This is a genomic window from Acinetobacter sp. YH12129 (assembly GCF_013418685.1).
In the GTDB taxonomy this organism is placed as follows: Bacteria; Pseudomonadota; Gammaproteobacteria; order Pseudomonadales; family Moraxellaceae; genus Acinetobacter; species Acinetobacter amyesii.
In genome coordinates, this window is sequence record NZ_VPBP01000035.1 from 1 (window position 1) to 22,600 (window position 22,600).

The 22,600-nt window shown below is 39.8% G+C and carries 23 protein-coding genes; 8 read left to right on the plus strand and 15 right to left on the minus strand.

The genetic code is table 11. The features are described 5' to 3' along the window. Positions 1–146: transposase (locus FTU65_RS13980; protein WP_368856488.1), on the plus strand; the 146-nt coding region annotated here is incomplete at its 5' end. Between the two features lie 103 nt (positions 147–249). Here FTU65_RS13980 and aceI read toward each other — a convergent pair. Then, complete coding sequence (gene aceI / locus FTU65_RS13985; RefSeq protein ID WP_180010380.1) at positions 250–675, minus strand: chlorhexidine efflux PACE transporter AceI; 426 nt, start codon at positions 673–675, stop codon at positions 250–252. A 116-nt stretch (positions 676–791) separates the two neighbouring features. Between aceI and FTU65_RS13990 the strand changes: the two genes are divergently transcribed. From FTU65_RS13990 to FTU65_RS14005, 4 genes are all read left to right on the plus strand, one after another. Continuing rightward, positions 792–1,682 (plus strand): LysR family transcriptional regulator, encoded by an 891-nt coding sequence (locus FTU65_RS13990; protein WP_180010381.1) that lies wholly within the window; start codon positions 792–794, stop codon positions 1,680–1,682. Positions 1,683–1,771: 89 nt separating this feature from the next. Next, on the plus strand, positions 1,772–2,761 hold the full coding sequence (gene tal, locus FTU65_RS13995; protein ID WP_078191801.1) for a transaldolase: 990 nt from the start codon (positions 1,772–1,774) through the stop codon (positions 2,759–2,761). A 73-nt stretch (positions 2,762–2,834) separates the two neighbouring features. After that, a complete protein-coding gene (gene leuE, locus FTU65_RS14000) occupies positions 2,835–3,485 on the plus strand; it encodes a leucine efflux protein LeuE (RefSeq protein WP_180010382.1) in 651 nt (216 codons plus the stop codon). 254 nt (positions 3,486–3,739) lie between these two features. Next, positions 3,740–4,909, plus strand: coding sequence for a benzoate/H(+) symporter BenE family transporter (locus tag FTU65_RS14005; RefSeq protein WP_180010383.1), 1,170 nt, complete (start codon positions 3,740–3,742; stop codon positions 4,907–4,909). 346 nt (positions 4,910–5,255) lie between these two features. Here the strand turns inward: FTU65_RS14005 and FTU65_RS14010 are convergent, their stop codons facing one another. The 3 genes from FTU65_RS14010 to FTU65_RS14020 form a co-directional block, all read right to left on the minus strand. After that, positions 5,256–5,816 carry a TetR/AcrR family transcriptional regulator gene (locus tag FTU65_RS14010; protein WP_180010384.1) on the minus strand — a complete coding sequence of 187 codons (561 nt, stop codon included), beginning with the start codon at positions 5,814–5,816 and terminating at the stop codon, positions 5,256–5,258. Between the two features lies 1 nt (position 5,817). After that, entirely contained in the window at positions 5,818–6,162 is a 345-nt protein-coding gene (locus FTU65_RS14015; protein ID WP_078188613.1) for an SMR family transporter, read from the minus strand. Between the two features lie 81 nt (positions 6,163–6,243). Then, positions 6,244–7,251, minus strand: coding sequence for an alpha/beta hydrolase (locus FTU65_RS14020; RefSeq protein ID WP_180010385.1), 1,008 nt, complete (start codon positions 7,249–7,251; stop codon positions 6,244–6,246). A gap of 312 nt (positions 7,252–7,563) precedes the next feature. On the opposite strand from FTU65_RS14020, the gene FTU65_RS14025 reads away from it, so the two are divergent. Both FTU65_RS14025 and FTU65_RS14030 read left to right on the plus strand, forming a co-directional pair. Further along, positions 7,564–8,007: a universal stress protein gene (locus tag FTU65_RS14025; RefSeq protein ID WP_078191806.1), complete on the plus strand. Its 444-nt coding sequence runs from the start codon at positions 7,564–7,566 to the stop codon at positions 8,005–8,007. Between the two features lie 141 nt (positions 8,008–8,148). Further along, positions 8,149–8,595: a universal stress protein gene (locus FTU65_RS14030; RefSeq protein ID WP_078188616.1), complete on the plus strand. Its 447-nt coding sequence runs from the start codon at positions 8,149–8,151 to the stop codon at positions 8,593–8,595. Between the two features lie 49 nt (positions 8,596–8,644). Here FTU65_RS14030 and FTU65_RS14035 read toward each other — a convergent pair whose 3' ends face one another. From FTU65_RS14035 to FTU65_RS14055, 5 genes are all read right to left on the minus strand, one after another. After that, a complete protein-coding gene (locus FTU65_RS14035; protein WP_180065489.1) occupies positions 8,645–9,673 on the minus strand; it encodes a DUF1311 domain-containing protein in 1,029 nt (342 codons plus the stop codon). 120 nt (positions 9,674–9,793) lie between these two features. Further along, positions 9,794–11,269, minus strand: a complete 1,476-nt coding sequence (locus tag FTU65_RS14040) for an OmpA family protein (protein ID WP_180065487.1) — start codon at positions 11,267–11,269, stop codon at positions 9,794–9,796. Positions 11,270–11,493: 224 nt separating this feature from the next. Continuing rightward, the gene (locus FTU65_RS14045) at positions 11,494–12,729 is read right to left on the minus strand and encodes a dihydroorotase (protein WP_111884257.1); all 1,236 of its coding nucleotides are present in this window, start codon (positions 12,727–12,729) and stop codon (positions 11,494–11,496) included. A gap of 9 nt (positions 12,730–12,738) precedes the next feature. Next, positions 12,739–13,755 carry an aspartate carbamoyltransferase catalytic subunit gene (locus tag FTU65_RS14050; RefSeq protein ID WP_180023479.1) on the minus strand — a complete coding sequence of 339 codons (1,017 nt, stop codon included), beginning with the start codon at positions 13,753–13,755 and terminating at the stop codon, positions 12,739–12,741. 370 nt (positions 13,756–14,125) lie between these two features. Beyond that, positions 14,126–14,482: a hypothetical protein gene (locus tag FTU65_RS14055; protein ID WP_168377769.1), complete on the minus strand. Its 357-nt coding sequence runs from the start codon at positions 14,480–14,482 to the stop codon at positions 14,126–14,128. A 221-nt stretch (positions 14,483–14,703) separates the two neighbouring features. Between FTU65_RS14055 and rlmKL the strand changes: the two genes are divergently transcribed. Further along, the gene (gene rlmKL / locus FTU65_RS14060; RefSeq protein WP_168377770.1) at positions 14,704–16,908 is read left to right on the plus strand and encodes a bifunctional 23S rRNA (guanine(2069)-N(7))-methyltransferase RlmK/23S rRNA (guanine(2445)-N(2))-methyltransferase RlmL; all 2,205 of its coding nucleotides are present in this window, start codon (positions 14,704–14,706) and stop codon (positions 16,906–16,908) included. A 41-nt stretch (positions 16,909–16,949) separates the two neighbouring features. Here the strand turns inward: rlmKL and FTU65_RS14065 are convergent, their stop codons facing one another. The 6 genes from FTU65_RS14065 to FTU65_RS14090 all read right to left on the minus strand — a co-directional run bounded on the left by FTU65_RS14065 (position 16,950) and on the right by FTU65_RS14090 (position 22,585). Then, positions 16,950–17,108: a hypothetical protein gene (locus tag FTU65_RS14065; protein WP_162689727.1), complete on the minus strand. Its 159-nt coding sequence runs from the start codon at positions 17,106–17,108 to the stop codon at positions 16,950–16,952. A 123-nt stretch (positions 17,109–17,231) separates the two neighbouring features. Continuing rightward, a complete protein-coding gene (locus tag FTU65_RS14070; protein WP_180065485.1) occupies positions 17,232–17,417 on the minus strand; it encodes a hypothetical protein in 186 nt (61 codons plus the stop codon). A 189-nt stretch (positions 17,418–17,606) separates the two neighbouring features. Continuing rightward, on the minus strand, positions 17,607–18,908 hold the full coding sequence (locus tag FTU65_RS14075; RefSeq protein WP_180063520.1) for a DUF945 family protein: 1,302 nt from the start codon (positions 18,906–18,908) through the stop codon (positions 17,607–17,609). Between the two features lie 128 nt (positions 18,909–19,036). Then, entirely contained in the window at positions 19,037–20,203 is a 1,167-nt protein-coding gene (locus FTU65_RS14080) for a GNAT family N-acetyltransferase (protein WP_180065483.1), read from the minus strand. Position 20,204: 1 nt separating this feature from the next. After that, entirely contained in the window at positions 20,205–21,755 is a 1,551-nt protein-coding gene (locus FTU65_RS14085) for a GH3 auxin-responsive promoter family protein (protein WP_180066947.1), read from the minus strand. Continuing rightward, positions 21,755–22,585, minus strand: a complete 831-nt coding sequence (locus FTU65_RS14090) for a hypothetical protein (protein ID WP_180066948.1) — start codon at positions 22,583–22,585, stop codon at positions 21,755–21,757. Before FTU65_RS14090 ends, FTU65_RS14085 begins: the two co-directional genes overlap by 1 nt. Between the last annotated feature and the right edge of the window lie 15 nt (positions 22,586–22,600).

The following is a 22,600-nucleotide window of genomic DNA, read 5'->3' on the forward strand; positions in this document are numbered from 1 at the left end:
AAAGAAGAATTGGAATTGAGCATGTATTTGGCAGTTTGAAAACCTTCAAAATTCTTGCTGAGCGATATCGCAATCGAGGCAAAAGACTAGCATTGAGATTCAATCTAATTGCTGGAATTTATAACTTGGAGCTGAGTGAAAAATGACTTATGAAAGAAATCTATTGTTATTTGTAAACTTATGCCCTATTTTAATGCAAAAAAGGCCTGTACTTATCAATACAGGCCAATGTGATTTTCTTGTTGAAATTTAACGATATTGTGGTTGGTAACCCAAGTGCGCCTCGATCTGGTCATAGCACCATTGGAAAATAAATGTGTAGACTAAAATACATATGGTCATACTAAAATCGAGCAAAATTGCCTGCCATAAGGTCATATTCATGGCATAAGCCACCATTGGGATGGTTGCAAGCATTAAGCCGCCCTCAAATCCAATCGCATGTAGAACACGTACACCAAAGGTTCTTTTTAACTTTCTTTTTGCTTCAAATTTTTCAAAATAATGATTAAAAATCATGTTCCAAATCACAGAAGTGACCGCCATCGCAATACCTAGCGTACCTGTCACCTCCATCGGAACTTTAAAAATAAAACTTAACGCAATAGCAATGATCACCAATAGGATGATCTCATAGCTTAGCGCATGAATAATCCTTCTCTTGGAAATCGTCATTTTGAAACACTCTATTATTTGTAAAAAACTTATTTTATTTTTATATTATTGATTAATCGAGTCAGGTTCTTTCAATATTATTGAAAGGTTGTATTCCTTTATTTTTCTATATGCACATGAATATTAATCAAGAACAACTACTGATTTTTAAAACAGTCATGGAAACAGGATCATTTTCCGCAGCTGCCAGACAACTCGGCAAAGTGCCTTCAGCGGTCAGCATGTCCATTGCCAATTTCGAAATTGATCTCAACCTTAAACTGTTTGAGCGCGTTGGTCGTGAGCCTGTGCCCACCGCTCAAGCGCTTAACCTGTATGAAAAAACTGAACAATTATTGATAGAAATCAATCAGTGGAAACAGCATGCAATTGCACTGAGTCATGGTTTAGAGTCTTCACTGAATATCGTGGTGGTATCAGAACTGCTTCATACTCAGTGGACCGACTATATCTCTTTGCTAGAAACTCATTTTCCATCTTTGCAAATCAATATTTTTTCTGCGCCTCAAGAAGATGCCCAAAAGATGCTATTACAAGGTCAAGCGCAGCTTGCTCTAATGTTTGAACGTGAACAGCTTGAGAGCTATGAACAATTTGTCGAATTGAAGCGTGAAGCATTGGTTCCTGTTGCTGCGACAAAACATGCCCTGTCGAAATTTAAGCAAGTCAGTTTTGAGCAAATTTTGCAAAGTCGACAAATCGTGGTCGCGAGTCGTGATAAAAGCATCAAACCAGAATTGTTATTTTCCAAACACAGTTGGCGTACAGATAACCACCACTCTGCCTGTTCGATGATTATTCAAGGGCTGGGTTGGGGTGTGCTTCCATTAGAGATGTTTAATGAAAATCCGACGCTCAAAGATCAACTCAAAATCTTAAGCTTTCAAGATTTCACACCCAAATTTGAATATTTCGTCGACTTGGTCTGGAACCGTGAAAAACCACTCGGCTCGGCTGCTCATTTTTTGATTAATCACATCCGAAATTCACGAAAAACTACGATTTAGACCGCCTAATTGGGCGGTTTTTGGTTGGGTTCTAAACAGATTGTGTTATAAAAGTATGTACACCAAGAACATTAAGAACTAGATTTCAAATGACTCAAAATGCGTTAAACCAATTAAAAAGCCTAACAACGATTGTTGCTGACAGCAGTGATTTAGCTGCGATTAATACATTCCGTCCATTGGATGCGACTACAAATCCATCTTTAATTACAGCAGCGGCAAATCAACCTGAAAATAAAGAACTGATTGAAAGTGCTTTTGAACAAGCGCGTAAAGAAGGTTATCAAAATGATGAGCTGGTTGAGCGCACCATCGATATTCTTACGGTCAAATTTGGTGTAGAAATTTTAAAATTGATCGAAGGACGTGTATCTACAGAAGTCGATGCAGCCTTGTCTTATGATACTGATGCCACCATTGCAAAAGCTAAAGAGTTACTGGCTTTATATGCACAGTATGGTATCGATCAAAACCGCATCTTAATTAAAATTGCCTCAACGTGGGAAGGCATTCAAGCCGCTAAAGCCCTTGAAGCTGAAGGCATTCACTGTAATCTGACGCTTTTGTTTGGTTTGCATCAAGCTCAAGCCTGTGCAGATGCTCAAGTCACGCTGATTTCGCCATTTGTCGGCCGTATTTTAGATTGGTACAAAAAAGCTGAAAATGTGGATAGCTACCCGATTGAGAAAGATCCAGGCGTGTTATCAGTGAAGCAAATTTACCACTACTACAAACAACATGACATCAAAACTGAAATTATGGGTGCTAGCTTCCGTAGTATTGATCAAGTGCTTGGCTTAGCAGGTTGTGATTTATTGACAGTTTCACCAAATTTATTGGCAGAACTGGAAAAAGATCAGCGTACCGTTGAAGTGCAACTGTCTAATCATCATGCGCATGCACACTGTCAACACGATGTACAAGTGCTCGACAAGCAAACTTTCAAAGCTGAAGTTGAAAAAGACTTAATGTCTTTCCAACTATTACAAGGCGGTATTGATGGTTTTATTAAAGCCCGTGAGCAATTAAGTAGCTTACTGCGTCAAACTTTTGGCTTAGATGCTGAAATAAAAGCTTAAATTAGAAATTTTCAGTTTCATTTAGAACCGAAGTTGTATACTACAGCTTCGGTTTTTTATTTGAGTGTCTTCAGTGTTTGGAATCACAGACTTAACGACCTTTATTATTGGTACGATATTAATTGTGATTTTACCCGGGCCAAATTCACTTTATGTCATGTCTGTTGCTTCTCGCTATGGCATTAAGGTCGGCTATTTAGGCGCTTTTGGCGTTTATACTGGCGATTTGATCTTAATCTTACTCACCGCTCTCGGTGCTGCATCCTTACTTCATGCCTTTCCTTGGTTATTCTTATTATTAAAAATTGTCGGTGCGCTGTATTTAAGTTATTTAGGTATCAAACTTTTCAAGGCTGCCTACCAAACATGGAATGCCGTTCAAATGCCAGAACAACTCGACACCAAGCAACTGAGTTTGAATGAATTGAAACCGTTTAAGACTGCATTAACCATCAGTATTTTAAACCCTAAAGCCATTCTTTTTTACTTATCGTTCTTTGTGCAATTCGTCGATCCTGCATATCCATATCCAGCGATTACATTCACCGCACTCGCGATCGTGCTGCAAATTATCAGTATGAGCTATTTAACGATTTTGATCTTTTCGGGTGCAAAACTGGCCACCTATTTTAGCCATCGTTATAAATTTACGGCATGCTGCGTGACAGCGGTTGGTCTTCTATTTTGTGGATTCGGTCTAAAGCTTGCGACATCTACCATGTAACTGACATGGGCAAAGTAGTACTGTTTTTTCTTAGGAAATTCCATATCCCTTTAAAGTTTTGAATGGATAAAACATCCTCAATGTGGGTTGTCGATTCGTTCTATTAAAGTGCTGTTTGTTAAAGTGTCGTTTGTGAATAAATAAAGTATTTCCATAATATCTCGATGAGCACTTTTACTGTACAGGACTTGAGCGTATCATCCTGAAAAATGTCATCTTAAACCTGCGCCAACAATAGTTATAGCTCGATCATTATGCAAAAACTACTCCAAGACTTTTCCATTCCAGCTGCTTTTGCAGGTTTTATTACGTTCTTAGTCGGGATCAGCGTCTCGGCTGTTTTGGTGATCCAATCTGCACAACTGCTCGGTGCCAACACCGCAGAAATAACCTCTTGGTTTTGGGCTCTAGGTTTGGGTATCGGCTTATGCGGGCTGATTCTGTCTTGGAAATTTAAATATCCCGTTGCGACTTCATGGTCCACTGCAGGACTGGCACTGATTTTAGCGACTGCAAATGGTTACAGCATGAATGCCGCTCTAGGCGCATTCTTGGTCTGTGGCTTATTGACAGCAGTACTCGGATTTTTAGGCATTTTTGAAAAAATACTGCGTTATATCCCGCAAAGTCTAACCAGTGCAATGTTAGCAGGCGTACTCCTAAAATTTGGCATTGAGTTATTTGTCAGTTTACAAAATGAATGGGCATTCGTTCTTGGTTTACTGGCGGCTTATGTCCTCAGTAAACGATTATTACCGCGTTATAGCATTGTCATCACAGTGATTATTGGCATCATGCTTTGTCCATTATTACTTGGCTTTCAATTACCGGCGCTTAATTTAGAACTCGCACAGCCGGTTTGGGTTACACCTGAATTTTCGATCTCAGCAATACTGGGTTTGGCGTTACCACTCTTTGTAATCAATATGGCCTCTCAGTATTTACCGGGTTTAGCTATGATTAAAAGTTATGGTTATCAACCCCACGTTAATCAACTAATTGGTTGGACTGGGACAGCCCAAACGCTACTCGCGCCATTTGGATGTTTTAGTGTCAATATTGCTGCGATTAGTGCGGCCATCAGTTTAGATGACCAAGCCCACCCCGATGAGAAAAAACGTTATATCGCAGGTATGACCTGTGGCTTTTTTTATATTTTGATGGGCCTGTTTGCAGCCACTTTGGTGAGTTTCTTAACCGCTTTTCCACTGGTGTTTATTACCGCTTTAGCAGGGATTGCCCTACTTGGCACCATTGGACACAACATCGTCATTGCTTTCCAAGAAGCTAGCGAACGTGAAGCCGCTCTACTCACCTTCTTGTTTAGTGCATCGGGCGTACAGTTTTTTGGTATTGGCTCTGCATTTTGGGGTTTGGTCTTTGGTTTAGTCGTGCATGCTATTTTCAAATATAAAAGAAATTAAGTCCTCAGTTAAATAATTTGCTTCAAATAAAAGAATGATACACGGTAACGTCATCCGCAAGTGTTTGAGATAGGACTACTTCTAATCAAAAATATTTTTGCGATATTTTGAATAATTAGACACTAGTGAACGAGTTTTGCGGTGGGGAGCAATGCTCCGCAAGATGGTTTCCTTACGAAGCGCGCTTCTCATTTTGCCGAATGAGAAACAACGTTTCGTAAGAGTACCTCCAGCCGAAGGCTAATCCATCTATTCAATCCCTAGATGTAAGACTCCGTCGAATAGACTTAAAAATCATTTTAAAAATGCGTAATTACTTTTACGTTTATAACATCAGTTATTTAATCTATTTCGCTCGATACGTTCGGGCGATCAGTTCTTGTTTTAATAATTGGGTTTCACTTTCGTCTTCCACTTCTGTAAAAGCGGTGAGCCAAATACCATCAGCTGCATAACGAACAATTTTGAGTTTTATATCCGAATCGGTCTGATGATGTCGTTCTAAACGTGAGTTCATCCATTCGATCCAATATTCATTAAAAGTTTTATCGGTCAGCATGGTCATCGAAATCGCGGACCATGACTGTTGCAAACCCATGATTTGTTTTTCTAAGGTAATTTCAATATAGGCACGGGTAAAACGACCGTATGGCTCAGAGTCTTCCTCAATTAAACGATCAACGACCTCGTCTAATTGAGCCAAAAGCATCACAATCATGGACTCTAAGAGCTTTTGCTTATTTGAAAAATGATGAAATACACCACCTTTTGTAACCCCAACTAAATCCGCAACGGCTTGAATCGACACCCCATTAACACCTTTATCAGCAGCAAGACGGATTGCATGCTGCAAAATACTTTGGCGTATCAGTTGAGGCTCTTTCTTACGCTGATGCGGATTATCCATATTAGTGTCCAGCTGAAGTTGAAAACAGGTTGATCACGACCACACCTGAAACAATCAGGCCTATCCCTAACATGGCTGGGAGGTCTAAACTTTGACGAAAGATAAAGTAGCCAATTAGTGCAGTTAAAACAATACCAACACCTGCCCAAATGGCATAAGCAATACCAAGTGGTATGACTTTAATCACCTGAGACAATAAATAAAATGCCAAACAGAATAAAACTGCGACAGCCAATGAAGGCGCAAGTTTGGTAAAGCCTTCTGACTTCACCAAAAATGTCGAACCAATTACTTCTGAGATAATCGCTAATGACAGTAAGCCATAGGCCAATGTTACCGAATTCATTAATCATTCCAAAACAAACATACCAACTGGTAGGTATGTTATTAAGTTAAAGATTATTCTGCAAGCCTTTTAAGTCTGTTTTTAATTTTTGACGGTCTGTGTGTGTTGTTGCAAAAATTCTAAAGTACGATCAAAGGTCTGCTGACTGGCCTTTTTACTCATCATAAATTGATATTCATGTACCAAAAATTCTTTCGAATCTGGATAAAATACCGCTGTCACAGGTACATTATTTGCCTTCAATTTTTCTACAAAAGGCTCAGATTGAGTTTTGGTTAAAAAATCTTTATTACCACCGCTGATAAATACTGGTGGATAATTTGAATTAATATTTGAGGCCGTTGAAATACGCGTTAAAAACTCGGCATCATCTTTTTTGTCTCCGGTATAGGCCTGAACCAAGTTATAGACGCCCCACTCGATCAGTCCAATCTCGTTGGGTGCAGTATTTACAAAGCTGTTTAAATCATAAATACCACAATGTAAAATCAGCCCTTTAAGCTGTGAAGGCTTTAATACAGGCTGAATCTTTGACGCTTGCGCAAAATCTGGATTCGTAACCAAGGCGGCATAATGACTGGCCATATTTGCACCTGCAGAATCCCCTGCCAAATACATATTTTGCGAATCAATGCCATATTGTGCCGCATGTAGATTTAAAAACCTCAATGCTGCATCAATTTGGTTGAGCTGTGTGGGATAAATGGCTTCAGGTGCAAACTGATATTGAACCGAAACCACATTATAGCCTTGGGCTGCGAGCCGTTTAAAATATCCACCTGCATGCTCTTTTGAACCTGAGACCCAACCGCCACCGTGGATCCAAACAATCGTTGGTCTGGGTGCAATCGCCATACTTGTTTCAGGTTGATAGATATCCAAGTTTAAATTTAGATTTTGTAGATATTGAATATTTGACTGCACAATAACATTGTCAGGTGCATGTAAGTTGATAAAGGTCTTTTGAACTTGTGTCGATAAGTTAAAAGCACCTGCAATCACTCTGGTACTGCTTTGCGTGTTTTGACAACCAGACAAATGCAACACTGAACAAATACTGAGTACAACCAACCCTACTTTATATGACATTTCTAACTATCCAATCGCATCAATTCTGTTATAAATCTTAGATTTAAAATCTGTATATAGTTTAGGCTTATTTTTATAAAGTTCATATTGATCTTTTAGGCTCAAAATCCGAGAAAATTAGTCGATTTTATTTTAATATTTTTTGAGCAAAGTCCGAGTTTTTCGCTCAGATTTATTTGACGACTTATCGACATTAATTTATGTAATTTTATGAATTTACAATATTTTTTAGATTAATAAATTGAACCATTCACGACAATGTGTTATCAATAATCTATAGGGTTTAAAAGCAAAATTACAGGAGATTGTTCCATGTCATATCAAAACATTTTAGTACCTGTCGATGGTTCAGAAATCTCGTTTTCTGCAGTTAAAAAAGCTGCAATTATTGCCAAGGCGTTTAACAGCCAACTCACTTTAATCAGCCTTGTTGCTGAAGACCCATTTACCGATGCAGACTTCTATTATTCTTCATCAATCATGAAAGAATATTTCGTACAAGCTTACGCAAATGCAGAATCTGCATTAAAAGAAGCTGTGCAAATTACAACTGAAGTGGGTGTAGAAGCACAAAGTAAGATTATTAAAGGCCAAGTTTCTGCTGAAGGTGTAGTAGAAGCAGCCAATGAAGTGAAAGCCGATTTGATCGTGATGGGTTCACATGGTCGCAAAGGATTTAAGAAAATGCTACTCGGTAGTTTCGCACAAGATGTACTCAGCAATACTGAATTACCCGTGTTGGTTGTAAAAGCTTAAGATGACTAAGCCCACATGATGTGGGCTTTTTTGTATTCAGCACACCCTTCACCAAAAAGCTTACTCTTTTGTCTAATTCATACAATATCGTGAATAGCGCAAGATTAGATTGATAACATTTAAAATATTAAGGAAGCAGATATGAGTCAATATCAACAAATTTTAGTCCCTGTGGATGAATCTCCAATTTCATATTCTGCTGTTGAACATGCCCTCAGCTTGGCTAAAAGTCAAAATGCACAAGTGACCATTGTCAGCGTTGTTGCTGTTGATCCATTCGTTGGTGTCGATTTCTATGCTGTTGCACCTGCAATCACTGAATATTTTATGCAAGCTGAAAAAAGTGCTCAGCTGCGTTTAGAAGATATCAAACAAACCTTTGTACGTGATGGTATCGAAGTTAAAACCCGTTTGATTCATGGTGTATCGCCAACAGAAGGGATTTTACAAGTGGCTGATGAAATCTCTGCAGATTTAATCATCATGGGTTCACATGGACGCACAGGTTTAAAAAAAGCCATGCTGGGCAGCGTAGCACAAAATATTTTAACGCAGTGCCCAATTCCTGTTTTGATCATCAAGCAATAAACTAAGATTCAAAAATAAGCCCTCCATTGAGGGCTTTTCTTCTTTTAGATCAATTAAACACGTTATTTAAATACACAATTCGTTCTGTAGTTTTCTGATTAAAACATTTGGTATATTGCAACTCTTGATTTTGCGTATTCATCGCATCATCCCAGTATTGCGAATGCTTTTGATAAGTCTCTTTTTCACTTTCATTTAATGAATAAACACTTTTTTGTGCAAGCACTTTACAGTCGATATCACGCTTTTCAAACCAGTCTGCTTGATCTTGCTGTAACTGCGCCTTTTGTTCATCACTAAAACGATCCCAAGTCTGATTGAGACGGTCCACCACTTTGCCATTATCCTGATCTAGCTCTTTCTTACGAATATCCATCGCCTTTTGTGCAAGGCTCATTTGTTGAGATTGACTCTCCATCCCTTGCTGATAGGATTCTTCGTCTCGCTTATTTTGAGCACTATATGCCGCATATAGCACCGCATGACGTGTCACTGTGACAACGCTATCAATTACGTCATTTTGACTCGGTACACTTAGGCTCAAACCATCTTTGTCCGTTTTAGTGATGCTATAGCTAAAGTTCCCTTTAAGCTGATCATTGTCCATGCTTAAGCCTGACTCACCATCTTCGAGTGAATCATTCAAAGTATAATTACCACGTTCTTCACAGCCTTCGTCACATGGTCGTTCAGCAAAGGCGTTTTCAGCACGCTTTTGTAATCCTTTCGGGAAAACCACCAACAGTTGGCTGCTACATTCCAATGTTTTGGCTTTATTAGGATCTTCAGTTAAAGTCGTGACATTTTGAATTTTAAATTTTAGATTTTTTACAATCAGATCCATAAGTTGCTGATCGGCTTCATAATCGGACTGACGTATTTCTTTGTTTAATTCTTTGAAATATTCGTTTTTTAAATGATCTTGCAATTGGTCAATATTGGCTTGTGCAGTACAACTCCAATCTTCCAAAGCAGGCACTTCCGTTTTGGCTTCAGTATCTTTTTTATTTTTAAAATTATCACAGCCGGATATCAATGCCGCAGACAACATGAGGCTCGTGATGACTATTTTTTTCATTGTATAATTACCATTATGATTTTATTCTTCGGGCGTATTTTACTCAAAATTACAGCGCTTTGACGAGAAAAATCCCCGCATGTGCAGGGATTTTTATATATCATCTAATTTAGTACGGTTTTAATTGGTCTTTTCAGTCACGCCTTCACTGGTAACATCTCGTACTTTGCCATTCTCGGTATTTAAAACTTCAAACTCAATACGACGGTTTTTGAATTGACCTTCTTTGGTGCTGTTATCCGCCACAGGTTTTTCTTGACCATAGCCCACCGCTTGAAGCTGTGCAGGATCTACGCCTTTCGACACCAAATAATCCACCACAGCTTGTGCACGCTCTTGCGATAAAGCTTTATTCGCTTCCGCATTACCCACAGCGTCGGTATGACCTTGTACAGTCAGATGTACTTCTGTAGCGCGCTGCAGCAATGCTGCCGCCTGATCTAAAATCGATTTATTCACGTCAGGAATATCAGATGAACCTGTCGCAAAATTAATAATTTGTAAGTTCAGCGCAGTCGCAACATCTAGCGCACGAACTTGTTCAGGGTTAATGCTCGCTAATGCTTTTTGTGCATCAGTAATACTGTTATCTACTGCTGTTTGTTCGCTCACGCCTTCTTGAACCAATACCGTCATATTTTTTGCTAAAGGCTTAATTTGATTGGCAAGGTTTTGAGCATCCGCAGGATTTTGCGACAAAATCGATAACTGATTTTCTGTCCAGGTTAAAGTGGTATTTGGCACACCTTTAAGTTTTTGCAGAACCGTTGGAATGGTATCTTGATCAATAAATTGCGTATGGTAACTGGCATCAGATGAAGCACCACAACCCGTATTAAAGTTAAAGATCTGTTTGACTTGTTGCTGCAAAATTTCAAGATAATTTGAATCACCAGTTTGAATTTGACAGTTGGTTAACTGCCCATCTGTACCGGTGCTAAATTGCAAATGTGCTGGCTGAGATGCAGCAGGCTGTGCAACCGTTGTTGCAGAGGTGGTTGGTTCTTCTTTATTAGTACAAGACTTAAACCAAAATGCGATCAGACCCAATAATATAAGCAGCGCAATAATTGGCAATAACCAATTCGAGCGTTTTTCTTCAACGATAACAGGTGTTGGTTCAACAACAGGCGCTTGGTGTAATGTACGGCCAGCTGCAGTGTTTACCCCTAAACCTGCGAGTAAAGGCACTGCCCATTGTGGTAGTGCCGCCAAAATGCTATCTGCATGATTATCAAGTAAATGCGTGATTGCGACGGGATCAGATGAACCCGCTTCATTTTCAAGTGCCCCTAAAGTTGGAGCTATAGAGTGGTTTAAGGTTTGCTCTATTTCTGACGTTGGGGCCGTACCGCCACCGAGATGTTGCAAAAATTGATCTTTTAATGTGGGATTTGCCGAAAATATATCACTAATACGAGGGTTTAACTGTTTTTGAAAGGCATCAATAAATTCAGGTTTGGATCGAAAAATATTTAACAGGAATGGAATAAATTGACTAATGGCTGAATTTTTTTCAGTTAAGTGTTGTGTATCACCGTCCAGCACAATCGAGGAGACGTGCTGCTTAATCAGCGCTAATAAGTCTATATTCATATTTGTACTCCATGCAGTTGTCATTATTTTCATGTGTACTTTAGTTTATATGCTTATTTTTTGATCAAATGTAATAATTTGTTCGGACTTGTCAAGATTTTCAACTCTTCTTCTATTTGCAATCTATTCTCTTTAATTATTATAAAAAAAGCCAGCCGAAGCTGACTTTTTTGATGTCTGATTAAAATATTAGAACTCAACTGATTTTAATGCTGGGCTCTAGCTTAAACAGCATAAAAAGCTTGAAGCACTTTACCTTTAACGGTGTGCTGAATTAATGGTGTGTTCTTACCATTTGACACAATCGTGTCTTTATTGATGGTCCATTCAAGCTCTGGATCAACAAGTACCCAACCCGCTTCATCTGCCCAACGTTGTTGCATATTGGCTACTTTAGCAGGTGCGAGTGTGACTTTCTCAACCCATTCCAGTGGGCTTAATAGGCCTTCTTGAATCAATTGAATACCAAAAGGTACATAGGTATCAAATGCAGTAAAACCGGGCTGTGTTTCAGCAAATGGCGCCATTTTCGCTGAGCTGCTCAGCGGCTCATGATGCGTACAAATTGCATCAATCACACCGTCTTTCACTGCTTGGCGGAGCAAGTCTTTATCTTGCTCAGAACGCAGCGGCGGACGAACATGTGCAAGTGAGTTAAAGCCATCAATCAACTGATCAGTTAAATGTAATTGGTGCATGGCTACATCGCAAGTCACAGGCAAGCCTTTCGCTTTAGCATGTTTAATTAATTCGACAGATGCGCCTGATGACAACAGACCAAAGTGCGCACGCACTTTAGTAGCTTCAATCATCAATAAATATTTTGCAATGGCTACGGTTTCCGCTAATGCAGGGATCATCGGTAAACCTTGACGAGATGCGACAAAGCCTTCATGCACACAACCATCTTTGGCAATTTGCGGTTCTTCGGCATAGAACACAACGGTCATGTTCAGACCCGCAGCATATTCCAAAGTACGAATCACCACATCATCGTCCATAAATGGCGCATTGGCATTCGATACTGCTGTACAGCCGCCTTTTTTCAAACCTGCCATATTCGCCGGCTGCTTGCCTAACAAGCCTTGAGTTTGCGCACCAATCACCTGCAGATAAATGCCGCCGTCTAGCATGGCTTTTTCCACTAGGCCATGAATCAATGCGCCATTGTCCTGCACAATCGGTTTTGAGTCAGGCGGGGTAAACACATGCAAAATACCATTCGCACGTGCAGCCTTACCTTCTGACTTTAAAGTGCCGTGCTGCTGCTGACCCGGCTCTCGTAAACGCGCGCAAAGGTCAACCATACTTGGCATCAGCCATTTGCCTTGTCCATCAATGGTTTCAGCGGCATTGCTTTCGGCAACCAATCGGCCATTTTCAATATAAACCGTCTGTACGCTGTCAGTTTGATTGATTGGATCTAAGACACGTACATTTTCAACTTTAACAATACTCATGACTATCCTTTAAACCGCAATCGCTTCAATTAAACCTTTTTCTTGCAACTGACCTTGCATTGCCAAAGCCAGTACCGCCATACGCACCGCAATACCATTGGTTACCTGATGTAAAATCACTGACTGAGTGCCATCGGCAATACTTGAGTCAATTTCAACACCACGGTTCATTGGTCCCGGATGCATCACGATGCAGTCAGGTTTTGCCAAAGCCAAGCGCTCTTTATTCAAACCGTACATTTTGTAGAATTCGGCTTGAGATGACAGCGCAGGAGAATCAATACGTTCATTTTGAATACGTAAAGTAATAATCACGTCGCAGTCTTGAATACCGGCTTCCATGTTGTTGAACAGACGAATGCCTTCGCCATAATCATCAAAACCGTAAGGCAGCAAAGTATTAGGCGCAATGACACGAATATCTTTACAGCCCAATGTTTGTAATGCAGCGACATCTGAACGGGCAACACGCGAATGCTTAATATCGCCAATAATGGCAATGGAAATGTCTTCAAAATTCTTTTTGGTTTCACGGCGAATCGTCAACATATCCAACATGGCTTGCGTAGGATGCGCATGACGGCCATCGCCTGCATTGATGATTGCCACATGCGGACAAACATCTTTGGCAATAAAGTGCGGCGCGCCTGACGATGAATGACGAACCACAAAAATGTCGGTCGCCATCGCTTCTAAATTCCACAAGGTATCACGCAGTGTCTCGCCTTTTGATGTACTTGAACGTGCAATATCAATGTTCAATACGTTTGCAGACAGACGTTTTGCTGCCGCTTCAAAAGTGGTACGGGTACGTGTTGAGTTTTCAAAAAACAGGTTCATCACCGTACGGCCTTCTAAAAGGTTATTGGTAATCAGCTGATTTTGGTCATTAAAAAAGGACTGTGCAGTGTCCAATATTTTTGTGAGAGTTTCTTTAGAAAGGCCTTCGATGGTGAGGAAATGTTTTAAGTTACCATCTTGGTTGAGTTGAATCTGGCTCGGTGTATGCAATGCCGCCAAGTGCATGAGAGATTCCTTATCGTTAAGTTAACGCATTATACAGAGAATCTTGGCAAATGGCAGTTGAAGTTTTCAACGTTCAATGCAAACGCATGATGTTATTCAAAATGAATTTTCAAATTCCTATCTATCATTTCAATTAGATAAATTAAACGGTTTAAATTAAACTTCACCTTTCCCCTTTCAAAAAGCCTTCAAACAGGACTTCCATCCGTCCTTATTTTTGATTGAATTGAATACTTTCAAACAGATAAAGTTCAGCTATGAACAACCGCCTTCTGCACAGTTCAACAGCTCTTGAAACATGGAAAGATGGTTGATACTTCAGGCGGTGTGCAGCAGGAAATATATGCCTACTGCTCACAGCAGGATTGAATTAACGCAATGCGCCGATATAACGATGTGCAACCTGCGCTTTATAAATATCTTCCGCAGTCGGTTCGCTCATTAAAATTTCTGCCGTTTCAGGCTGTACTGAACTGTCCGTCAGTTCCTCTGCTTCAGAAACGGCAGCTTCATGCAAATTCAACTCGCTGTAAAGCCGCGCAACCAAACGAGATAATTCAGGATCAGCCGTTGCCAAAGCCAAGTTAGAAACAAAGCGTGCATATTCGACATTTTCAACCACATATAATGCGTCAATAACCCGTCCTGACACACGACGTAAGCGCGCGTAGATTAAAGTTGCAATTGAAAATGCGTTTGATTGACTATTGATTGCCAGCCCTGTCATAAATACCCCTAATGATATCAATATTATAAAGATCGAATTTTGATCAGGGTTATAGCAATTTTTGTACCATTAAGTGATATTTCTCACAATGTACGCAGAATAAATTTGGTAAAGTCATTCAAATCTACCGATATTTCTCCCGTTTCAGCGCAATATCGTCCGCCCAAATCCACGAAAATACGTTAAAATATGCGATTGCTTTTTTGCCTTTGGAAATTTACATGAATTCGAAACCGCGTCTTTCTACATATTGGGTTACCTGTGCAGATGGACTGGAAACCTTACTCCGCGAGGAAATTGAAGGTTTAGGTGTTCAAAATATTGAACAATTCCCGGGTCGTCTTGTATTCAAAGGCACACTTGAAGATGCATACCGTATTTGCATGTGGTCACGTTTGGCTTCTCGTGTACTCACCCCGATTCATACACATGAATTAGAGTTCACGCATGATGCACGTGATGTAGCGGAAGAGCTCTATGAAGGTGCAATAAACTTTGACTGGTCACTTATTTTTGCACCACAAAGTACATTTGCTGTTCGTTTACACATCGAACGTGACATTAAAGTCAATTCTCAGTTCGCTACTTTACGTGTCAAAGATGGTGTGGTCGATTCCTTTATGGAAGCTGTGGGCAAACGTCCTAGCATTGACATTAAGCAACCTGAAATTACATTGTATGTATTAGCTGGCAAAACTGAACATACTTATTGCTTAGATTTATCAGGTGACTCTCTGCATAAACGCGGCTACCGTCGCTACATGACAGATGCACCGATTAAAGAAAACTTAGCGGCTGCCATCTTACAGAAAGCAAAACTTAAACAGCATCAACCCGATATTATCTTGGACCCAATGTGTGGTTCAGGGACATTTATCATTGAATCTTTAATGATTTTGACTGACCGCGCGCCAGGCCTTGTTCGTCGTTTTGGTTTTAATGGTTGGAATGGTCATGACCATGAACTTTGGATGTCGATCAAAGGCGAAGCTGCTGAACGTCATAAAGCTGCACTTGAAAACCCTCTCCCACAATTCTATGCATTTGATGCCGACTGGGAAGCGGTAAAAGCGACTAAACAAAATATTATCGCGGCAGGTTTCGAATCTGTACTTGATCAAATTAAAATTGAAGAACGTACACTTGCAGACTGGCCAGATTTCCAAGCAACAGGTAAGAAAAGCTTTGTTGTCACTAACCCGCCATACGGCGAGCGTTTAGGTGATAAAGCCTCTAACCGCGCACTGTATTTAGGTTTATCGGCACTATTACAAAAGAACTTCCCGAATCAGCCTGCTGCGATTATTGCAGCACAAGTTGAACAGGCCGATGTCCTTGCCTTTAATGATCCACAAATTTTACGTTTGATGAATGGTAAGCTGCCAATTTACGTCCGTTTTGGTACAGTCAAACCTGCGGCAGTTCAAAAGCCTTTCCTCGAGCATTGGGAACCTCAACAATTTGAAAGAATTGAAGGTGCAGAAGACTTTACTAACCGTCTGCAAAAAAACATGCAGAATCTTAAAAAATGGGCAGTTAAAGAAAATATTTTCTGTCTACGTTTATATGATGCCGATTTACCAGACTTTAATGTCGCAGTAGATTTATATGGTGATCGTTTACACGTACAAGAATACGCACCACCGAAAAAAATTGACCCTGAGAAAGCCAAAAAACGCTTTAACTTAGCACTGCAAGCGATTCGTGCAGTGACAGGCTTAGGTCGTGATGCGATTTTCATTAAAACACGTGCCCGCCAAGAAGGTAAAAATCAGTACACCAAACAAAGTACTGCGTCTAAACGTTTTATCGTTCAAGAAGGCAAAGCAAAGATTTTGGTGAACCTAACAGACTACCTCGATACAGGTCTGTTCCTTGACCATCGTCAAATGCGTCTACGGATTGCCAAAGAAGCCAAAGGTAAACACTTCCTGAACTTATACAGCTATACCTCTACAGCGAGCTTACATGCAGCACTTGGCGGTGCAGCAAGTACGACCAGTGTCGATTTGTCAAATACCTACCTAAACTGGTCTAAAGAGAACTTTGTACTGAATGGTTTGACTGTAGATCATGCAGATGAACAACATCAGTTCTTCTCTAGCGACTGTTTTGAATGGTTAAAAGAAGGTCACGAGCAATATGACCTGATCTTTATTGACCCACCAACCTTCTCAAACTCTAAAAAGTTCTATGGTACGTTTGATGTCCAACGCGACCATATGTCTTTGCTTAAACGTGCCATGAACCGTTTAACCACTGACGGTACGCTTTACTTCTCAAACAACTACCGTGGTTTTGAGATGGATGATGTAATCATGGCAATGTTTGACGTTGAAGAAATCAGCAATGAAACCATTGGCCTAGACTTTAAACGTAATACCAAAATTCACCGTGCATGGAAAATTACCCATCCACAAATCTAAGGTTTAACTTTAGAAATTCCTGATCTATGAAATGAAGCACGTCAGTGCTTCATTTCAACCACGACGCCATCTGGATACGTTACTCGAATATTTTCGTGTCGCTCTTGCAGCACGATACGGTTAATCGGTGCTACTTCTGGAGATTGTATTAACCCGACCTGATCCGCTGCCCTTTTCTTTTGAAGCAAATAATCACTCATAGTTGAACCTTCAAGCTGGGCCTCCTGAATGATCTTATTATTACGATTAGATTTATGATTTGAATTGTTCTGCTGCTCTTCTTTGGGTTTAGCTGCTTCACTCTCAATAATATCTAAGGTTTCTTAACTAAATTGTTTTTTACCTTGCGTTTCATTCGACAAACGTTGATCTGAAATTGAAGTACCCGCCAAAACTGTAGACTGAACAGCGATCAGAAAAATGCTACTAATAAGACTGTGTTTTACCCAAGAACATTTAGGCATGGATGAATGAACAAGTTTCCGTCTAAAAAAATAATCGTGTGACATGGTGTCTTTCCTATTGTTGTTTTCATTGGCTAGTTGCCCATTGACGCTAGCAACTTTTCAACTGTTCAACAATGGCTAGGCCGCTGTGTTCCGATAAACTGAAAATCATAATTCTGTAGCCAAAAATACAAAACCGCCAATCTATGACGGTTTTATATTTTTTAAACTTAACTACTCACTACTGGTTGCTTATTTCTTTTGTATGGCTTGACCAAAAAGCTTTTGACCGAACTTATATTGCATACTCATGACCATGTTATCGCCATCGCGCTTGCCTTGCCCGGATGTTTCAAAACCAGCAAACATGGCTTCAGCTTCCTGTCCTGACAAACTTTTGCCCTGTAATTGCAAAAAGTTATTCATGATTGCAGTCATCATATTTTTATCAAAACTTAAGTCTGCTTGAAAATCCAGTAAGCTCGGCACCATTTTAATAAAAGACTCCATTGAGGCATGGTGACCCGGCATGACTTTCCCCACGACATTTGCAGAGGCTTTACCTCCACCAATACTGATCGAGTTATCTTTAGACTCAAAATCAAAACCTTGGCTTGCGATAGCTAAGAAAGCTTGAGTCATTTCTTCACTTGATTCACTCACTGCATCGCATGAATTTTCCACCTGATGCAAAAGTTCACTAAATGCACGAACTTTATCTAGATTGACTTTATGTAATGCCAAATTTAGTGCGAAATCTTTGGTGACTGGTGAACCTGGGAAATCCATCTCATCAGCTTTTAAGTAGCCTTCAAAGTCCACATCATGTTTATTTAGTTCGGTCTCCCAACGCAGTTGCATACCACGCATGCCGCCTGAGAACTTTTGATCTAAACGTTTGATAGAACCCGCTTGGATTTCAACAAAGCCATTTTCAAGATTTTTCTGATTTAGACCTTGATTGGTCTTCATCGAAAAATTTTGCACCATGGTTTGCATTGGACCTTCACTCAACCGAACCACAGGTAAATGGATTGAAAGCTCAGATACCTTAGTGACTTGCCCCGGTAAACTACTGATCCGAATTTGCAATTGGCTTGCATCAGCTTGTACTGTTGCACCTTGTGCAGTCGTTTTAAATGCAGGAATCTGTAAATCTGTTTTACTTTGACCAATCCAATTGACCAACGTTTTTGCCGTTAAGTCCGTGCCAAAAAGCTTGGCATATTCGGACGTACTTTGTTGTTGAACAATCTTAAAATTCGAGTTGATATTATAGCCTTTCAACCCACGTTGAATCTGATCTGTACCCTTCAACACGATCACTTCTTTCGGTTTACACGGGTCTGTTTTCAGGGTTAATACCCAATCGACTGTTCCACCCATCAAGCCCATTTGATAATTGCTGTACTTTACATCAACATCTTGTACAGCTGCGGACCAATTATTCTGTGTATAAAATTGGGCAAGAGATTTATCTGCATATAAATTCCCTCCCACCACTGCTGCTGAAAGCACCGCTAAACTGCCAATTCCCCACATCAACTTCGACATGTCTTTCTCATTCTGATTATTCTTTGCGCAGTATACTGAAGAACTCAGTTACATAAGTACACAATTAGAATGATTTTAAATGATTGATTTGGCAGTTTTAATTGATTTTTTGATCGTTATCACTTCCTCTATATACGCCCAACTTCAAAATAACTAATACGTTTACGATCAAAAGCAGCGTATGGATTGGCTTTAAAACTATGAAAATAGTGCTTGGCTTTTAACACATGTGAGGTCGTATTTTTCATCCACTCAATACGTGGGTCCTTCTCTGCCAAAGTAATACAATAGGTTTCTTTACCACGTTGCTTTGTCTGCTGTTTTGCATGAAAAATCAAACTTGCAAATACGTCCAGATGTTCAGGATGACATAGTGGACTATGCAGCATTAAATAATCAAAGGTTCCATGAATTTTTGGCAGTGATAAAACACCACGCACACTGGCATAGGCATTATAAAAAGGTTTCATCAACTTTAATGACCTTGAATAATCGATCACTCGAGTTTGTTTAAAACTTTTTTGATTCCATAAGCCATAAAGTCCAACCAACTGATTGTGCTGATCGTAAATCAAATAGAAGTCATCTAGATTTAAGCATGCCCAAAATGGATTTTGACCATCTACCAAAGCATTAAAATCATAGCTAGGTAAAAAATTATAATGGTCTTTCATTTTTAAAATGAAATCATTCGCTTCATCTACACGTTCAGCAGTCAGGGTTTTAAATTGATATTGATTGAAAGTTTTTGGTTTCACTGCCTGTGAAACGGTAAAGGTTCGAATTTCATCATAAAAATATGGCAGCGGAAATCCAGATCTTTCATGATGTAAAATACTGGCAGCGACAATATTGTCGTTTAAAACCACACTTTCAAAAATCGTGTCTTGTGGTATTTCATCATGGAGATAGTCCATCAATAAGCGCATGACTTTAGCACCACGATACGCTGGATTCATTCTTAAATCGGCGACATAACGCATCAGGTCAGGCTGACCATTGATATAACAATAACGCCATCCCAAATTCATCATCGCAATCACGATAGATGGATCTTCCACAGGGACAACCACTTTTAAATCTGGACGATTATACTGTGCGTGGCTGGCATCAAAATAACTGGGGTGACGCGCATAAGATAATGTGATGCCATTGCTTGGCATAGTCTCTGCACTAATTTTCATTAGTTGCACATCATCTTCTACCGTCGCGTTTCGAACCGCAAACTTAGTCTCGTTCTTTGAATGATATAGCACCGTTTCGTCGAACGGTGCATCTAACACATCGATATCCATATTAATACTCAATTATTTTTGTTTTCATTTTTTTAAGTGGTTCAGGCTTAATATTCCCTTCAATCATGCCATTGTTCATGGCTAGTGTTTTGTAGTAGTCCCAAGCATCTTGTACATGTACCACTTCAGGTTCATCCAACTGCCCTAGATCTCGTGCCAATTCATAATGAAAATTATGTTTAAGCAAACGGTCTAGTGCTTGAGCGGATGGTTGTTTGTCTACATTGCCTTCACTGAGTAAAATATAGTGCGGTTTTTTAACCGAACATTGTTCGATACCCAAGATACTAATCGGCAAATAATCCGCTTGTTTAAACTCTGCAAGGACTTTAACTGCAGCATTGTGGTCGAGCTTTTCTCCGACCAAATCAACCGTCATTTTTCGACCTAAAAATTTAAAACATGGCACTTGCTGATAAAAGTCGGTGACTTCTAATTCATCATCAATCACATAACGAATTAATCCTGAACCTGTCGTGATCACAGGACTAACAATATCACCTATTTTCAGTTGCCATGATGGCACCACTTTTTGGCTGTCTTGCAAAATAAATTCATAAAAATGTGACTGATAACTTAAGGTAAAACACTCTGCAAATGGAATCGTCACTACGCCTTCAGTTGCCCATAAACCTTTACCCTCAAATGCCACCCCTGCAATTCGTTGCTGTAGCTGTACTGCCCATTGCTCTGCGCTCGCTGTATCCCAACTCGAAACCAGACTGAGTTTAGGCCACAGTTTTTTCCACGCCGATGCTTGGGTCAAATCCAAGTCTTGTAAGCGATAGCATTGTTGACAAGATTTAGGAACTTGCAGAAAACTCAATCCCTCACGTTGCCATTGTCCAGTTTTTAAGACCTGCACAATTTCAGCTTGATGTTCTTGAATGATATCCAACAATTGCAAAGCAAATGTAGGACTCCATACCGAAATCATGCCTAAATGCTTATCTGCAACGAGATACACCGCGGTTGCAAACATGGCATCTTCGGCTGAATTCGCCATCGCAATTTCAGTCGGTACCGACTGGGTAATTTTACTCAACACTCGCTTCGACAGATTAAGGAGCGCACTATCATCATTCAAATTACTATTTTCTAAAAGCTTTCGCTGGCTTTCAGGCAACCATGAAACCGACCAATAATGCGTTGAATTCTTCAGTTGTGGATGAGTTCGGTATAAATTGGTGAGCCATAACCCAATAGCTTCATCCAATTCATCTAAAAAAGCCTGAGTATAGGGAATGAATTTAATTGCTTCACTCGACCCACTGGTGGGTTGAAAACGGACAATTTTTTCAGGCCCCAAACAATTTTTGCCACTTTGTCTGGATTGTTCAATTTGGCTTTTCCAATTGCTATAACGCGATAGCGGATATTTTTTGGCAAATTGCTCATAGCTTAAATTTTGTGAAATGTGCTTCTTTAAAAAATAGCTTAATTTTTTACGTTGCACATTTTCCAGCTGATTTGCCTGCTGTGTATAGCGTTGAAATGCTTTACGGCAGGCAATATTCAAAACTTGATGTGCTGTAGTGAGAAGCAATCCCATTAGGCCACCTTCGAGTCTGAACCTGTCGCAATATGCAATGTACGTGACTTATAACGTAACTTGCTGTCATGTTTACTCACACTGGTGGTCTTGGTTAAGAATCGATTTACATAACGGTATAAATCGCTCCAACGTAATTCACCAATGCACGGTAGTTCAGTTCCATCGACCCACGTTGGGTTCTTATCTTCAAAAAAAGCAATCTTGGTATTGTTTTCGCGCATCTCATGGGTGATTGGCGCAACATCTGCTTTGAGTGGCTGGTAGTCTTCGCCAAAATTCAGAAGACCTGTTTCATGGTTATAGTATTCTGAGTAATATTCTTTACAGTACGATTCGACAAAGTCTTTGAGATGGGCATTTTTCTCACCATAATGTGGATAGTAGCTGTAGTAGTTATTGGCTAAGAGCAGATAAGTTTTAAAGCCTTTAGAGATTAAAATCCAATATATAGGTGTTCTTGGATGACGAAATTTAAAACTAATAATATAACGGAACATTGCTCTAGTTAATGCACGATTTCCCCAATACTCTTTCTCAATAATGGTATCTCCACTGAAAAAAGCATGTCGGGCTTTACCATCAACAACAAAGTCACGTTCCATAACCGTCGAAAATCCGACAATTTGATTATTTTTCGGTTCAATAATAAAAAAAACACCGGTTTTTTCTAAGAAGTCGCGTTCAAAAATTTCATAACGGGTATTGGCATAATACTTTTGATAAATACCATACATGCGTTTGAGTTCTCGAACAGTGATGTCACCAGTATGTTTATATAAACTATAAGGTTCTTTTTTGATCTGCCTAAGCAGTTTAAATTCCATCATAATCATAATTTCCTG